This window comes from Streptomyces sp. YIM 98790 (genome assembly GCF_011421595.1).
Taxonomy (GTDB): domain Bacteria; phylum Actinomycetota; class Actinomycetes; order Streptomycetales; family Streptomycetaceae; genus Streptomyces.
The window spans coordinates 17,242-32,023 of record NZ_WTLH01000010.1; the positions used below are offsets into that span (position 1 = coordinate 17,242).

Annotated in this window: 12 protein-coding genes; 8 read left to right on the forward strand and 4 right to left on the reverse strand. The window is 73.5% G+C overall.

Features of this window, described 5'->3' with window-relative positions; genetic code table 11:
- Positions 1 to 111: 111 nt before the first annotated feature.
- Positions 112 to 573, reverse strand: a complete 462-nt coding sequence (locus GQS09_RS03500) for an ATP-binding protein (RefSeq protein WP_243761081.1) — start codon at positions 571 to 573, stop codon at positions 112 to 114.
- A gap of 133 nt (positions 574 to 706) precedes the next feature.
- On the opposite strand from GQS09_RS03500, the gene GQS09_RS03505 reads away from it, so the two are divergent.
- The 3 genes from GQS09_RS03505 (at position 707) to GQS09_RS03515 (ending at position 2,714) form a co-directional block, all read left to right on the forward strand.
- Positions 707 to 1,573 (forward strand): helix-turn-helix transcriptional regulator, encoded by an 867-nt coding sequence (locus GQS09_RS03505; protein WP_165984472.1) that lies wholly within the window; start codon positions 707 to 709, stop codon positions 1,571 to 1,573.
- Between the two features lie 3 nt (positions 1,574 to 1,576).
- Positions 1,577 to 1,813: a DUF397 domain-containing protein gene (locus GQS09_RS03510; RefSeq protein ID WP_165984473.1), complete on the forward strand. Its 237-nt coding sequence runs from the start codon at positions 1,577 to 1,579 to the stop codon at positions 1,811 to 1,813.
- Between the two features lie 97 nt (positions 1,814 to 1,910).
- A complete protein-coding gene (locus tag GQS09_RS03515; protein ID WP_165984474.1) occupies positions 1,911 to 2,714 on the forward strand; it encodes an SAM-dependent methyltransferase in 804 nt (267 codons plus the stop codon).
- A gap of 193 nt (positions 2,715 to 2,907) precedes the next feature.
- Here GQS09_RS03515 and GQS09_RS03520 read toward each other — a convergent pair whose 3' ends face one another.
- Positions 2,908 to 5,853: a glycoside hydrolase family 2 TIM barrel-domain containing protein gene (locus tag GQS09_RS03520; RefSeq protein ID WP_165984475.1), complete on the reverse strand. Its 2,946-nt coding sequence runs from the start codon at positions 5,851 to 5,853 to the stop codon at positions 2,908 to 2,910.
- Between the two features lie 256 nt (positions 5,854 to 6,109).
- Here GQS09_RS03520 and GQS09_RS03525 point away from each other — a divergent pair, with 256 nt between their 5' ends.
- On the forward strand, positions 6,110 to 6,922 hold the full coding sequence (locus GQS09_RS03525) for an SGNH/GDSL hydrolase family protein (protein ID WP_165984476.1): 813 nt from the start codon (positions 6,110 to 6,112) through the stop codon (positions 6,920 to 6,922).
- Positions 6,923 to 7,091: 169 nt separating this feature from the next.
- Positions 7,092 to 7,277 (forward strand): hypothetical protein, encoded by a 186-nt coding sequence (locus GQS09_RS03530; RefSeq protein WP_165984477.1) that lies wholly within the window; start codon positions 7,092 to 7,094, stop codon positions 7,275 to 7,277.
- Between the two features lie 49 nt (positions 7,278 to 7,326).
- Here the strand turns inward: GQS09_RS03530 and GQS09_RS03535 are convergent, their stop codons facing one another.
- The gene (locus GQS09_RS03535; protein WP_165984478.1) at positions 7,327 to 8,127 is read right to left on the reverse strand and encodes a hypothetical protein; all 801 of its coding nucleotides are present in this window, start codon (positions 8,125 to 8,127) and stop codon (positions 7,327 to 7,329) included.
- 452 nt (positions 8,128 to 8,579) lie between these two features.
- Here GQS09_RS03535 and GQS09_RS03540 point away from each other — a divergent pair, with 452 nt between their 5' ends.
- Together GQS09_RS03540 and GQS09_RS03545 are read left to right on the forward strand one after the other, a co-directional pair.
- Positions 8,580 to 10,580 (forward strand): nitrate- and nitrite sensing domain-containing protein, encoded by a 2,001-nt coding sequence (locus GQS09_RS03540; RefSeq protein WP_165984479.1) that lies wholly within the window; start codon positions 8,580 to 8,582, stop codon positions 10,578 to 10,580.
- 79 nt (positions 10,581 to 10,659) lie between these two features.
- Positions 10,660 to 11,052: a roadblock/LC7 domain-containing protein gene (locus GQS09_RS03545; protein WP_165984480.1), complete on the forward strand. Its 393-nt coding sequence runs from the start codon at positions 10,660 to 10,662 to the stop codon at positions 11,050 to 11,052.
- A 97-nt stretch (positions 11,053 to 11,149) separates the two neighbouring features.
- Here the strand turns inward: GQS09_RS03545 and GQS09_RS03550 are convergent, their stop codons facing one another.
- Positions 11,150 to 13,666 (reverse strand): RNA helicase, encoded by a 2,517-nt coding sequence (locus tag GQS09_RS03550; RefSeq protein WP_165984481.1) that lies wholly within the window; start codon positions 13,664 to 13,666, stop codon positions 11,150 to 11,152.
- A 212-nt stretch (positions 13,667 to 13,878) separates the two neighbouring features.
- On the opposite strand from GQS09_RS03550, the gene GQS09_RS03555 reads away from it, so the two are divergent.
- Entirely contained in the window at positions 13,879 to 14,667 is a 789-nt protein-coding gene (locus GQS09_RS03555; RefSeq protein WP_165984482.1) for a metal-dependent hydrolase, read from the forward strand.
- Positions 14,668 to 14,782: the final 115 nt, after the last annotated feature.

The window sequence follows — 14,782 nt, forward strand, 5'->3', positions numbered from 1 at the left end:
AGGGGCTTGTCCGGCTGCCTCCCATCCGGCGGCGCGGCCGGCAGCACGACCCGGCCGGGGGCGGCTGACCGCCCCCGGCCGGTCACGGCGGGCCCCGCTCGGCGGGCGCGCTCAGGGTACGGCAGGTCCCAGATCGAGGTCCGCCCACACGGTGTGTCCCCGACCGGACTCCGACCGCCGTACCCCCCAGCCGATGGAGAGCGCGACCACCAGCAGCAGGCCCCGCCCGCTCTCCTCCTCGTCACCGGCCGGCTCCGGAGGGCCCTGCGGGCCCGGACCGTCGCTGGACACCGCGACCCGCACCACGCTTCCGTCGCAGCGCAGTTCGCATCCCACCCATTCGCTGCAGGTGTGCCGCAGCGCGTTGGTGACCAGTTCCGACATCACCAACTGGGCGTTGTCGCGGACGGCTCCGGGCGCGCGCCAGTCCGTGAGCTGCTCCACTGTGCGACGGCGTGCCTCGGCCGCGGAGGTCTGCACGGCGGCAAGCCGGAAGCTCAAACGCCCACCGCGGGCTACGGGTTCGGCGGGTCGTTCAACGGGGCGCGCGTCGGAGGAGGTAGGCACGGTCATACTGTGGAGTGCGTTACTCACATCCGGCAAGAGGCAATCTGTATTTTGCAGAATCGTCGCTCGCAGTCTGTTGGATCTGCTGCCTGCGCATGGCAGACTTCAGGCCGGAGCGGAGAGTTGAGGAAGTGGCGGCATGGCTGGTGGTCAGGGAGTCGGCGCGCCCACGGTGTTGCGGGTGGTGCTCGGCAGACGTCTGCGGGACCTGCGGGAGCAGGCCGGCCTCTCCTACGAGGAGGCGGCCCGGGCCCTGGACGTCACCCACGCCACCATCCGCCGCATGGAGAAGGCCCAGGTCGGCCTCAAGGGCCCCTATGTCGAGAAGCTCCTGCGGGTCTACGGCATCACGGACCAGCATGAGCTGGACGCCTTCCTCGGACTCGCCCGCGAGGCCAACCGGCCGGGCTGGTGGCACCGCTACCGGGACGTCCTCCCGGAGTGGTTCAGCGCCTTCGTCAGCCTGGAGGCCGAGGCCAGTCAGATCCGGGCCTATGAACCCCACTACATACCCGGACTGCTCCAGACCGAGGCGTATGCCGCGGCCGTGCTCCGCGCCGGCCAGCCGCACGTGCCCCGCGAGGAGATCGACCGGTTGGTCGCCCTGCGGCTGGCCCGCCAGGAGCTGCTGGAGCGCAAGGAACCCCCGCTGCTGTGGGTCGTGATGGACGAGACGGTGCTGCGCCGCGGCATCGGCCGGCCCAACGTCATGCGCGCCCAGGTGACCAGGCTCATCGAGGCCAGCCAGTCCCCCCATGTCCGGCTCCAGATCATGCCCTTCGCCGCGGGTCTGCATCCCGCGATGTACGGGCCGTTCCACCTCTTCCGGTTCCCCGTCCCCGAGCTCTCCGACGTCGCGTGCGCGGAGAACCTGGTGGGCGCCGCGTACTTCGACCAGCGCGACGACGTGTCGGCATTCCGGGAGGCACTGGACCGGATGTGCGCGCAAGCCGCGCCGGTGCACCGCACTGAGGCCCTCCTCAGTGCTCTTCGCAAGGAGATCTGAACGATGGATCGCATATACAACGGCATGCCCGCCCGTCATCTCGGCACGGAGGGATGGCACAAGCCATGGAGCGGGGGCAACGGCGGGAGCTGCGTGGAAGCGATGCGACTGGCCGACGGCCGGGTGGCGTTCCGGCAGTCCAACGACCCCGACGGGCCGGCTCTCATCTACACCCACCACGAGATCGCCCGGTTCATCGCGGGCGTCAAGTCCGGCGACGCCGATTTCCTCCTGGTGTGAGCGCCACGGAGCGGCGGCCGCCGAACCCGGCGGCCGCCGCCCGGCCACCGAGCCCGCTCCCCAGCACCCACCGACCTCCCAGAGACGGAGCAGCCTCGTGACCGACCAGGGCTTCAGCCCCGATCAGATCGACACCACCCGGCCCCACCCGGCCCGGATGTACGACTACTACCTGGGCGGCCAGGACAACTACGAGGCCGACCGCATAGCCGGCGACCGTCTGCTGGCGCTCACCCCCGATGTGCGGATCAGCGCCCGCGCCAACCGGGACTTCCTGGCCCGGGCCGTGCGCCACGCGGCCCGGGAGGGCATCCGGCAGTTCGTCGACATCGGCACCGGCATCCCCACCTCGCCCAACACCCACGAGGTGGCGCACGCCGTGGACCCGGGGGCCCGGGTGGCCTATGTCGACAACGACCCCATCGTGGGCGTCTACGCCGACGCCAAGCTGCTCAACACCGCCAACACCGGCTTCTTCCTGGCCGACCTGCGGGACCCCGAGGCCGTCCTGGAGCACCCCACCCTGGGCCAGTTCGTCGACTTCTCCCGGCCGGTGGCGCTGATGCTGGTGTCGGTGCTGCACTTCATCACCGACGAGGAGGACCCGGCGGGCATCCTGCGCGCGCTCACCGGCGTGCTGGCGCCCGGCAGCCGGCTGCTGCTCAGCCACGCCACCGGTGACTTCCACCCACCGGAGATGACCAAGGCGGGGCAGGCGGTCTACAAGAACGCCACCGCGCAGCTCACCCTGCGCCCGCACGCCGCGATCCTGCGCTGCTTCGACGGCTTCGAGCTGGAGGAGCCGGGCCTGGTGCAGACCCCGCTCTGGCGGCCGGACGGCCCGGTCGGCCAGGAGCTCAAGGGGGTCGCGTCCTACGCCGGGGTGGGCGTCAAGCGCTGACCCCGCGGCGGACCACGGGGCCCTTCCGGAGAGCCGAACGCGCTGCGGCGCCGGAAGGGCCGGTCCCGGGGGAGGGCGAGGGAACCGGAGTGCGGCCCTCCGGTTCCCCCCTCCCCCTCCTTCCTCCTTCCCGCCCTCCTCTCCCTTGCTTCCCTTGCTTCCCTTGCTGTTCCCGCGCCCGGTGCCCGGGGGCTCAGCCGGCCGGCCGGGCGGTGAAGGTCAGGGCGAACGCCGCCGGAGCCGCGTCCAGCCGGTGGGCCGGCAGGACTCCCGGGCCGCAGGACTGGCTGCCGATGCCGTGCAGCGCGTGGTCCGCGTTCACCCACACCGTGTCCCCGGCACGCAGATCGGTGGTGTGCCGGGCGGCGTCCAGCTGCTCGCCGGTCCAGCGGCGTGCGGTGAGGTAGAACGGCGCGGCCACCGCCTCCAGCCGCAGCACCGCGGGCCCGCCGCCCAGTTCGGCCCAGCGCACGTGCGGCCGGGCGCCGTTCTCCTGCGGGCGCACGTACGGCGTCTGGAGATCGTCCACCGTGGCCCGCCAGCGGCCCAGCCGGGCGGCCGTCGCGGTGTCCGGATAGCCCTCGCCCGGGCCACCGCCGAACCAGCACACCTCGCCGTACTGCGCGGGCAGCCCGAACCGCAGGCCCAGCCGCGGCAGCGGGCAGGGCCAGTCGCCCTCGGGCGTGACGGTGACCGTCAGGCCCAGCCGTCCGCCGTCGGCGGTCCAGCGGTAGTCGGCGCGCAGTCCCAGGTCGGTGGCGGCCGGCGCCACCCGGGTGCGCACCAGCAGTGCGCCGTCCTGCTCCTCGACCGCGTCCGTGCGGTGCCGCATCCGGTGCAGGCCGAGCTCCCGCCAGACCAGACCCCAGCGGGAGTCCGGCTGCCAGGACGCCCCCAGGTCGTTGTCGGTCGGGGCCCGCCAGACGTCCAGCCGGGGCGGGGCGGCCAGGTCCAGCGGGCCGAGCCGGCGCAGCGCACCGCCGGCCGGGTCGAAGACCGCCGGGCCGAGCAGCAGGCGCCCGTTCTCGTGGCGCGGCCCGGAGCCGGCCCGGGGCAGGGCGGCGAGCGGCGGCGGCCCGGCGGCGGGCGCGGCCGGGAACTGGCCCCAGGCCACCTCATGGCCGCGCGGTGCCCAGGGGGTGTCCGCGGCCAGCAGGGCGCGCACCGTCCAGTGCCGTTCGCCGCCGCCCGCCGTGCGCGGGGCGGGGGGCAGTGGCACGGTGGCCGACTCGCCGGGGGCCAGGGCGGGCACGGCCAGTGGACCGCCGGCCACGGTCTCGCCCTCCGCCTGGAAGGACCACTCGAAGACCAGGTGGTCCAGGGAGCGGAAGTCGTGGCCGTTGGTGACGGTGACGGTGCCGCCCCCGCCCCCGGCGCCGCCGTCGCCGCCGTCGATCCGGACCGGTTCGATCACCTTCTTGTACTCGGTCAGGCCGGGGGAGGGGGCGCGGTCGGGGAACACCAGCCCGTCGCAGACGAAGTTCCCGTCGTGCAGTTCTTCGCCGAAGTCCCCGCCGTAGCCGTAGCAGGTGTCTCCGTCCTCGGTGCGCAGGGGGATGCCGTGGTCGGTCCACTCCCAGACGAAGCCGCCCTGGCAGCGCTCGTAGCGCTCGAACAGCCGCTGGTACTCGGCGAGCCCGCCGGGCCCGTTGCCCATGGCGTGGGCGTACTCCACCAGCAGGAACGGCAGCGAGCGGCGGCGGGCGTCCCGCTCCGGGTCGGGCAGCGGCGGCTCCTGTCGCCGTCCGATCAGCTCCACCTCCTCGTGCGGCGCGTACATCCGGGAGAAGAAGTCGCTGTCGGGATAGCCGTGGTCGTTCTCGTAGTGCAGCGGGCGGGAGGGGTCGCGCTTCCGGATCCAGTCCGCCATGGCGGACAGGCCGAGGCCCGCGCCGCACTCGTTGCCCAGGGACCAGATCACCACCGAGGGATGGTTCTTGTCGCGCTCGACCATCCGCCGGGCCCGGTCCAGCAGGGCCGGGGTCCAGCGCTCGTCGTCCACCGGGTTGCGTCTCCAGCCCACCTCGCAGAAGCCGTGGGTCTCCAGGTCGCACTCGTCGATCACCCACAGGCCCAGCTCGTCGCAGAGCCGGAGGAACTCCGGGTGGGGCGGGTAGTGGCTGGTGCGCACGGCGTTGATGTTGTGGCGCTTCATCAGCAGGATGTCCCGGCGCATGGTCCGCGTGTCCAGGGCCCGGCCGGTCTCCGGGTGGAACTCGTGGCGGTTGACGCCCCGGAACAGCACCCGGCGGCCGTTCACCGTGAACAGCCCGTTCTCGACCACCGCGGTGCGGAAACCGAGGCGCAGCGGGACGCGCTCGCCGGGGACGGCGAGTTCGGCGTCGTAGAGCCGGGGCGTCTCGGCGGTCCAGGGCTCCACCGGCACGGTGACGGTCTCGCCGGTGGCCAGGTCCAGGCCGAGCTCCGGCACGGTGACCCGGCCTGCCGGGTCACACTCCACCCGCAGCGTGCCCAGGCCGGTGGTGTGGTCGTACCCGGCGTGCACGAAGTGGTCGGCGACCGCGCCGGGCGGCCGGTGCAGCAGCGTCACGTCCCGGAAGATGCCGGGCAGCCACCACATGTCCTGGTCCTCCAGGTAGCTGCCGGCCGACCACTGGTGGACCCGGACCGCCAGCACGTTGCCGCGGGCCCGGAGCAGCGGGCCGACCGCGAACTCGTGCGGGAGCCGGCTGCCCTGGAAGGTGCCCAGCTCCTCGCCGTTGAGCCAGACCCGGGCGCAGGACTCGACGCCGTCGAAGCGGAGCAGCGCCGTGCCGCCGTCCGGCCAGTCCCCGGGCAGGTCGAAGACCAGGCGGTGGTCGCCGGTCGGGTTCTCGTCGGGCACCCGCGGCGGATCGACCGGGAAGGGATAGCGGACGTTGGTGTAGGCCGGGGCTCCGTGGCCCTGGAGGACCCAGTGCCCGGGCACGGTGAGCGGGTGCCAGCCGGCGGTGTCGGCGCCGTCGGCGGTGAAGCCGGTGCCCGTGCCCCCGGCGGCGGGGGAGAGGCGGAACTGCCAGGTGCCGTTCAGGGAGAGCCGGGCGGCGTCGGATCCGGGGTACCAGGCGCGCGGCGGGAGCGGACCGCGGCCGGGAGCCGGGTCCTCCCAGTAGCGGCCGGGGCGGGGGGAGTGCGGCATGGGGCGGCTCCTCGGGCGGTCGTCCCTTGTTGAGATATGTGCGGCGATGTTCGATCACGTTAGATCGTCGTCGGCCTGCCCGGCAAGGTGGTGTCGGTGGCGGGTTCGAATGCGGAGTATCAGTGCGTCACTTATGGCGGCTTGTGTCGTTCGTCCTGGTGAAAGCGTGCATTCGTTGACATGGACGCGACTTAAGAGTGTTACGCGCGGGTAACACCACTGCACCACCTTCCACTTCAGCCAGCCAGGAGGCTCAATGAGGCTGCGCCGCTTCACGAAGGCCGCTGCCACCGCAGCGCTCGCCCTCGGCATCACTCTGGGCGGCACCCTGTCCGGTTCCGCACATGCCGCCGGAACCCAGGCCGCGGAGCACTACGTTGCCCTCGGCGATTCGTACTCCTCGGGCGTCGGGGCGGGGAGCTATGACCCGGCCAGCGGTGACTGCCGCCGCAGCACCCGCGCCTATCCGGAGCTGTGGGCGACGGCCCACTCCCCGGACTCGTTCTCCTTCACCGCTTGCTCCGGCGCCCGCACCACGGATGTGATCAACAGTCAGCTCGGGCCGCTGGACGCGCAGACCACGCTGGTCACCATCAGCATCGGCGGCAACGACGCGGGCTTCGCCGACACCATGATGACCTGCGTGCTGCAGGGCACCAGCGCCTGCCTGGCCCGCGTGGCCCAGGCCAACGAGTACATCGACAGCACCCTGCCCGGCCGGCTGGACGCGGTCTACCGCGCGATCCGCCAGAAGGCGCCCAACGCCCATGTGGTGGTGCTGGGCTATCCCCGCATGTACCAGCTCAACGGGAGCTGCTGGCTGGGCATCAGCGAGCAGTCCCGGGCCGCGATCAACGGCGCCGCCGACAATCTGAGCGAGGAGACGGCCAAGCGGGCCGCCGACCACGGCTTCAGCTACGGCGACGTCCGGCCCGCCTTCAGCGGACACGAGATCTGCTCCGGCGACTCCTGGCTGCACAGCGTCACCTGGCCGGTCAACGACTCCTACCACCCCAAGGCGTCCGGCCACTCCGGTGGCTACTACCCCGTTCTGAACGGGCTGACCTGACGTCCCGCCGGGCCGCCGGGCCGCCGGGCGGTCCGCCGGCCCGGCCCGGCCCGGCGCGGTAGGCAACCCGCGGACGGGGAATGGCGTCTTCAGTACCAGACACCTCTCCGCGGAACCGGACCGGACCGACCGGGCCGTCCGGACCGCGGCGGCCGGAAGGGAGCCCGAGATGTCCACAGCCGGGAAGATTGCCGTCGGCGGTGTGGCCGCCGGCCTGCTGCTGCTCGTCCTCACCAAGAGTCTGCTGCTCACGCTGCTGGTCATGGTGGGGGTGCCGGCCGTCGCCTATCTGGCGCTCGACCCCTCCCAGCGCCGGCGGCTGCGCCGGGTCACCCGCAAGCAGCTGAACCGCTAGTCCGGGCGGGCCGCCGCCGGAGCGGGCGAGTGCCTGCCCGGCGGCGGTCTCAGGCGGCCGGTTCGGGCCGGACGGCCAGGGCGTCCAAACGCTTCAGCAGGCCGGGCAGCTCCGGACCGCGGCCCACCGGGAACACCTCGCCGGGCTCGTCGTCCAGCAGCACGAAGGCGATGTCGTCGGTGTGCGCCACCATGCTCCAGCCGGGGCCGTCCGCCCGCAGGGTGCGCACGTCCTGCCCGGCGAAGGCCGAGCGGACCCGGCCGGCCGGCGGCGGGTCGTCCAGATAGCCGTGCAGCTGCCGGAGCACCTCCTGCACCCCCTCGTGCACCGGCGCGCCCGGCCCCGCGAAGTCCTCCGGGTCCACCTGGCGCCGCCACTGGAACCAGTGCAGGGCGATCTCGTCCGCCCCCATCCGGCGCTGGGCCGGACCCCAGGACTCCGGGTCCGGCGGCGCCAGCGGGGTGAAGGCCTCCTCGTCCGGCAGCGGTTCCGGGTCGTGCGGAGCGGGCAGCCCGCGCACCGCGATCCCCACCGGCACCGGCCAGCCGGGCAGCACTCCGGCGACGGTGCGCTCGTCGGGCGAGAGGTCGTAGGACATGCCGCAGTCCCAGGCGGCGATGGCGCAGGCGGTGAGCGCCACGTCCTCGGTGGCCACCGTCCAGCGGGCGCCCTGCCCGTCCTGGCCGAAGAGCAGGCCGTAGCCGTCCTCGAAGGGCTCCAGCCCCAGCGCCTCGCAGGCCTCGGGGAAGTCGTCGCCGAGCACCGCGGGGAAGGCCGCGGGGGTGAGCAGCGCCGCGGTGAGGACGTAGAGCTCGTCCTCCCCCGCATCCTCCGGTTCGGTTCTGTCCACCGGCCGCCCTCCTCGCTCCTCCGGTGGCCGCACATTAGCCACCCGGCATCGCGCAGTCGAGGGCATCGGGAGGTGACGTTCCCCGTCCGTGCGGCGCTCCGGGACCCCGGCGCCACCTGGGCTGCCGTCCTGCTCCCGGGGCGGCGGCCCGGCCGCCGGGTGTCCGGTCGCGATGCGCGAGCGGACGGAACCGGTCGGTGTCCGGCGTGCCGCAGACACGACTGATCGACCGACCGGACATGTGCGGGCACCTTCCGCCACTCACGGCGACGGCCCCCGGGCGCACCGTAGCGTCCCGGAAATATGGCAGACCTCAACCATATGCATCACGGACATGTCCGTGCCCTTCGGACATCCGCGCCGCTCCCCGTGCCCGCACCCCGGCGGCCCGGTGCCGGCCCGTGCGCAGCCGCCGCGGCCCGCCGCGGGGAGATCCGGGCCGGAGGGTGAGCATGAAGGTTTCCGCGCTGCTCAGGAAGCCGCCGACCGTGCGGCTGCGGATCACCGGCCTGGTCCTCGTCCCGCTCGCCGGACTGCTCGCGCTCTGGGTGTACGCCGTGGTCGGCGCCGCCGAGCAGGTCGGCGACGCCCGGCAGGAGCAGGCCGCGGACGCGGGCGTGCGGACCCCGGTCACGGCCGTGGTGGACGCCCTGCAGTCCGAGCGGCGGGCCGCCGCCGCCTTCCTCGCCGAACCCGACGAGACGCACACCCGGGCCCTCGGCGACGCCGTGACGGCCAGCCGCACCGCGGCCGCCCGGCTGCTGCTGCCGGGCGGCCGGACGGTGGCCGACACCGCCGGCCTGCCCGCGCTGGCCACCTCCCGGATGAACGCCCTGACCGCCGCCCTGGACAACCTGGCCGCCCTGCGCGACCGGGTCACCAGCGGCGGCGCCCCCTGGCCCGCCGCCTACCGCGGCTACACCTCGGCCATCGAGGCGGCACTGCGCACCGAGAGCGCCCTGGACGGCGGCCCGCAGCTCCGGCTGGCCGTGGAACTGGCCTGGGCCGGGGAACACCTGGCCCGGCAGGACGCCCTGCTGACCGCCGCCGCCTGGTCCGGCGAATTCGCCCCGGACCAGCGGGAGCAGTTCGCCGCCGCCGCAGCCGCCCGCCAGGCGCTCCAGCTCACCGCCACCGCCGACCTCACCGGCCCGCCCCGGGACGCCTGGCGCGAGCTGGCCGGGGGCGGGGCCCTGGCCGCCCTGGCCGGAGCCGAGCGCCGGGCCGCCGCATCCGGCGTGACCGCGGCGGAGGAACCCGGCGAGGACGGCGGGACGGGTGCCCGCGGCAGGCGCGAACCGGACACCGGCGAGGTGACCGGCGGCGAGTGGGAGCAGGCCGCCGCACCCGTCCGGCAGGGCCTGGCCGAGGTGGAGCAGGCCCTGCGCGAATCCGTCCGCAGGTCCGGCCCCGGCGGCCCGCTGGCCGCACTCACCCGCCCGGCCGGCGCCGCCGCGCTGCTCGGCCTCGCCCTGATCGGGGTCACCCTGGCGCTCACCGTCCGGGCCGGCCGCTCCCTGGTGCGCGACCTGGCCGGGCTGCGCACCGCAGCGCTGGACATCGCCCGGCGCAAGCTGCCCGGAGCCATGCGGGCACTGCGGGCAGGACAGCCGGTGGACGTGTCCGCCGAGGCCCCCGAGCTGCCCCCCGCCCCCGACGAGATCGGCCAGGTGCACGATGCCCTGGCCACCCTGCACCGGGCCGCGCTCCGCGCCACCGCCGAGCGGGCCGAGCTGGCCGGCGGCATCGCCCGCGCCTACGTCAGCCTGGCCCGCCGCAGCCAGGCGCTGGTCAACCGGCAGCTCGCGCTGATCGACGAGATGGAACGCCACACCGCGGAACCGGCCGCACTGGACGAACTCTTCCGGCTCGACCACCTCACCACCCGGATGCGCCGCCAGGCCGAGTCACTGATCATCCTCTCCGGCGCCGCCTCCGGCCGGAGCTGGAGCCATCCGGTGGTGATGACCAGCGTGGTGCAGGCGGCGGTCGGCGAGATCGAGGACTACCGCCGGGTCGCGGTGCCGGTGCTGCCCGACGCGGCCCTGGCCGGGCATGTCGTGGCGGATCTCACACATCTGCTGGCCGAACTGCTGGAGAACGCGACCCGCTTCTCGCCCCCGCACACCTGGGTCCGGGTGTCGGGCGAGCGCACCGGCTCGGACACCTTCGGCTACGCCCTGCGGATCGAGGACTCCGGTCTCGGCATGCCGCCCGCCGAGCTGGAGCGGGCCAACCGCAGAATCCGCCGTCCGGACTGCCTGGACCTGCTGGAGACCGACCGGCTGGGGCTGTTCGTGGTGGGCCGGCTGGCCGCCCGCCACGGGGTGCGCGTCGAACTGCGTCCGGCCCCGGGCAGCGGGGTGGCCGCCCTGGTGCTGCTGCCCGCCGGCCTGGTGGCCGCCCCGGTGGAACCCGGCCCGGTCCGAAGCGGTACCGTGCCTTCCGCATGACAAGGCGCTCCGGTGGTTGCTCAGCGACGCGCTGTGGGGAAGGCTGAGATCGCAGTCATCTACGAGAACGGGGAACAGGATGGCACGGAGCGCCAGACTCGACTGGCTGCTGGAGGATCTCACGCAGCGTATGCCGCAGGTGCGCCATGTGCTGTTGCTGTCCAGCGACGGTCTGGTCACCTCGGCCAGCCGCCAGCTCGACCGGGGCAACTCCGAACGGCTGGCCGCGGTCGCGTCCGGGCTGCACAGTCTGGCCGGCGGGGTGGGCCAGCACTTCCAGTGCGGCGGTGTGCGCCAGACCATGGTGGAGTTCGACGACGGCCTGCTGCTGGTGACGGCGGCCGGTGACGGCAGCTGCCTGTGCGTGCTGGCCGGTGCCGAGGCCGACATCGGGCAGGTCGGTTACGAGATGGCGCTGCTGGTCAGCAAGGTCGGCGAGCACATGGGGGTGGCCGCGCGCGAGGCGCTCTGAGGCGCCGCAGACGCCGCCGCCGTGGACGCCCCCGTGCCGGGGCGCGGCCGTCGGGGCCCGGTGCGCCCCGCGCCCGCCGCCGCGCCCCCGGCCCCGGTCAGAACGGGCCGACATCCGTGATCCGGATCACCGCCCGGCCCTCCGCGTCCGAGGCGGTCAGATCCACCTCACCGGAGATGCCCCAGTCGTGGTCCCCGCGCGGGTCGGCGAAAGTCTGCCGCACCCGCCACAGCCGGTCCTCGGGCACCTCCTCGATGTGCAGCAGCTTCGGGCCGCGGGCGTCCGGGCCGGTGCCCAGCTCGTCGTACTCCGCCCAGTAGCCGTCCAGGGCCGCCGCCCAGGCGTCGGCGTCCCAGCCGGACTCCGCGTCCAGCTCGCCCAGCTCCCGGGTCCGGCCCAGCGCGGCCAGCTCCACCCGCCGGAACAGCGCGTTGCGCACCAGCACCCGGAAGGCCCGGGCATTGGCGGTGACCGGCTTGACCTGGTGGTCGGCCCGGTCCTGGGCCTCGTCCGCGTCCTCCTCCTCCGGATTGGCCAGCCGCTCCCACTCGTCCAGCAGGCTGGAGTCCACCTGCCGCACCATCTCGCCCAGCCAGGCCGCGATGTCCTGCAGATCCTCGGACTTCAGGTCCTCCGGCACGGTGTGCTCCAGCGCCTTGTAGGCGCTGGCCAGATAGCGCAGCACCATGCCCTCGGTGCGGGCCAGTTCGTAGTGCGAGACGAACTCCGAGAAGGTCATGGAGCGCTCGTACATGTCGCGCACCACGGACTTCGGCGAGAGGGGGTGGTCACCCACCCAGGGATGGCTCCTGCGGTAGACGCCGTAGGCGTGGAAGAGGAGATCGGCCAGCGGCTGCGGATAGGTGATGTCCATCAGCCGCTCCATCCGCTCCTCGTACTCGATGCCGTCCGCCTTCATCCGGGCGATGGCCTCGCCGCGGGCCTTGTTCTGCTGGGCGGCCAGGATCTGCCGGGGGTCGTCCAGGGTGGACTCGATCACCGTCAGCATGTCCAGGGCGTAGGACGGTGAGGCCGGGTCCAGCAGCTCGAAGGCGGCCAGCGCGAACGTGGACAGCGGCTGGTGCAGCGCGAAGTCCTCCTGGAGGTCCACGGTCAGCCGCACCGTCCGGCCCTGCGCGTCCGGCTCCGGAAGCTGCTCGACGACCCCGCCGTCCAGCAGCGAGCGGTAGATGGCGATCGCCCGCCGGATGTGCCGCAGCTGCTGGCGGCGCGGCTCGTGGTTGTCCTCCAGCAGCCGGCGCATGGCCGCGAACGGGTTTCCCGGCCGGGCGATGACCGACAGCAGCATGGCGTGGGTGACCCGGAACCGGGAGGTCAGCGGCTCGGGCTCGGCATCGATCAGCTTGTTGAAGGTGGCCTCGCCCCAGTTGACGAAGCCCTCCGGCGCCTTCTTGCGCACCACCTTGCGCCGCTTCTTCGGGTCGTCCCCGGCCTTGGCCAGCGCCTTCTCGTTCTCGATCACATGCTCCGGGGCCTGCGCCACCACCAGCCCGGCGGTGTCGAAGCCGGCCCGCCCGGCCCGCCCTGCGATCTGGTGGAACTCGCGCGCCCGCAGCACCCGCACCCGGCTGCCGTCGTACTTGGTCAGCGCGGTGAACAGCACCGTGCGGATCGGCACGTTGACCCCCACGCCCAGCGTGTCGGTGCCGCAGATCACCTTCAGCAGGCCGTGCTGGGCCAGCTTCTCCACCAGCCGCCGGTACTTGGGCAGCATGCCCGCGTGGTGCACCCCGATGCCGTGCCGCACATAGCGCGAGAGATTGCGGCCGAAGCGGGTGGTGAAGCGGAAATCCCCGATCAGCTCGGCGATCGCCGCCTTCTCCGCCTTGGTGCACATGTTGATGCTCATCAGCGCCTGGGCCCGCTCCACCGCCTGGGCCTGGGTGAAGTGCACGATGTAGACGGGGGCCTGATCGGCGGCCAGCAGCTCGGTCAGCGTCTCGGTGAGCGGTGTGGAGCGGTACTCGTAACTCAGCGGCACCGGGCGGGTGGCCGACCGCACCACGGCGGTGGGCCGCCCGGTGCGGCGGGTGAGGTCCTGCTCGAACCGGGTGACATCGCCCAGCGTGGCGGACATCAGCAGGAACTGCGCCTGCGGCAGCTCCAGCAGCGGAACCTGCCAGGCCCAGCCGCGGTCCGGCTCGGCATAGAAGTGGAACTCGTCCATCACCACCTGGCCGATGTCGGCCCGTGAGCCGTCGCGCAGCGCGATCGAGGCCAGCACCTCGGCGGTGCAGCAGATCACCGGGGCGTCGGCGTTGACCGAGGCGTCGCCGGTGAGCATGCCGACGTTCTCGGTGCCGAAGAGCTTGCACAGCTCGAAGAACTTCTCCGACACCAGCGCCTTGATCGGGGCGGTGTAGAAGGTGACCTGGTCGGCGGAGAGCGCGGCGAAATGGGCTCCGGCCGCCACCAGCGACTTTCCCGAGCCGGTGGGGGTGGACAGGATGACGTTCGCCCCCGAGACGACTTCGATCAGGGCCTCCTCCTGGGCCGGATAGAGGGCGATGCCGCGCTCCTCGGCCCATGAGGAGAAGGCGTCGAAGAGGGCGTCGGGGTCGCTGTCGGCGGGGAGGCGATCGATAAGGGTCACCACCCCATCTTGCCCGCCGGACCGGTCGGAACGGGAACCGGGCGTTCTGCCGAAGATCACGGGACGCTACGCTGTCGCCGCACGGGCCGGTCACCGCGGCCGGCCGCCGCCGGAACCCCCGGGAACCACCGGGGCCTTCATCGACGTGGCAGCGGACACGGGGCGGGCAGCGGCAACCGGGGGCACGAAGCAGCGACGAAGGGGCGTGGGCCATGATGGGACCGGCGCACTCACTGTCCGGGGCGATGGCCTGGCTGGCCGTCGGACTGGCGACGGCGGCCGCCGAGCATCCGATGCCCTGGCCGGTACTGGTGGCGGGCACGCTGATCTGTGCGGGTGCCGCGCTCGCGCCCGACCTGGACCAGAAGTCGGCCACCATATCCCGGGCCTTCGGCCCGCCCTCGCGCTGGCTGGCCGGCCTGATCGACAAACTGTCGGTGACGGTCTACAACGCCAGCCGGGGCAGGGGCGACCGCAGGCGCACCGGCGGTCACCGCACCCTGACCCACACCTGGGTGTGGGCCGTGGCCATCGGAGCCGGCTTCTCCGCCGCCGCGGTGTACTGGGACCGCTGGGCGGTGCTGATCATCCTCTTCGTGCACATGGTGCTGGCCGTGGAGGGGCTGCTGTGGCGGGCCGCCCGGGTCTCCAGCGATGTGCTGGTGTGGCTGCTCGGCGCGGCCGCGGCCTGGATCATGGCCGGCGTCCTGGACCAGCCGGGCAACGGCGCGGACTGGCTGTTCGCCGGCCAGCCCTACCTGTGGATCGGGGTGCCCATCGTGCTCGGCGCCGTCGTGCACACCATCGGGGACTCCCTCACCGTCTCCGGCTGCCCGATGTTCTGGCCGCTGCCCATCCGCGGGCGCCGCTGGTACCCGGTGGGCACCCCGCAGTTCATGCGGTTCAACGCCGGGGCCTGGGTGGAGAACACCGTGCTGATGCCGGCCTTCATGGTGGTCGGCGCCGGCTGCGCGGCGGGCGCCCTCTACCTGGCCGCCTGAGCAGCTGCTGCCCTTTCCGTGCCGGAGGACCGCGCTCGGTCACGCATCCGGCCCGGCACCGGGCCGGATGCGTGACCGGGGCGGCCGGCCGCGGGCGACCCGTTCGTGCCGTGCC

What these genes read in the sequence shown, in the direction of transcription:
- GQS09_RS03520 (WP_165984475.1), bottom strand. Translation starts at nt 5,853, where the DNA reads ATGCCGCACTCCCCCCGCCCCGGCCGCTACTGGGAGGACCCGGCTCCC.
- GQS09_RS03510 (WP_165984473.1), top strand. Translation starts at nt 1,577, where the DNA reads ATGGATCGCATATACAACGGCATGCCCGCCCGTCATCTCGGCACGGAG.
- GQS09_RS03500 (WP_243761081.1), bottom strand. Translation starts at nt 573, where the DNA reads ATGACCGTGCCTACCTCCTCCGACGCGCGCCCCGTTGAACGACCCGCC.
- GQS09_RS03505 (WP_165984472.1), top strand. Translation starts at nt 707, where the DNA reads ATGGCTGGTGGTCAGGGAGTCGGCGCGCCCACGGTGTTGCGGGTGGTG.
- GQS09_RS03555 (WP_165984482.1), top strand. Translation starts at nt 13,879, where the DNA reads ATGATGGGACCGGCGCACTCACTGTCCGGGGCGATGGCCTGGCTGGCC.
- GQS09_RS03530 (WP_165984477.1), top strand. Translation starts at nt 7,092, where the DNA reads ATGTCCACAGCCGGGAAGATTGCCGTCGGCGGTGTGGCCGCCGGCCTG.
- GQS09_RS03525 (WP_165984476.1), top strand. Translation starts at nt 6,110, where the DNA reads ATGAGGCTGCGCCGCTTCACGAAGGCCGCTGCCACCGCAGCGCTCGCC.
- GQS09_RS03545 (WP_165984480.1), top strand. Translation starts at nt 10,660, where the DNA reads ATGGCACGGAGCGCCAGACTCGACTGGCTGCTGGAGGATCTCACGCAG.
- GQS09_RS03540 (WP_165984479.1), top strand. Translation starts at nt 8,580, where the DNA reads ATGAAGGTTTCCGCGCTGCTCAGGAAGCCGCCGACCGTGCGGCTGCGG.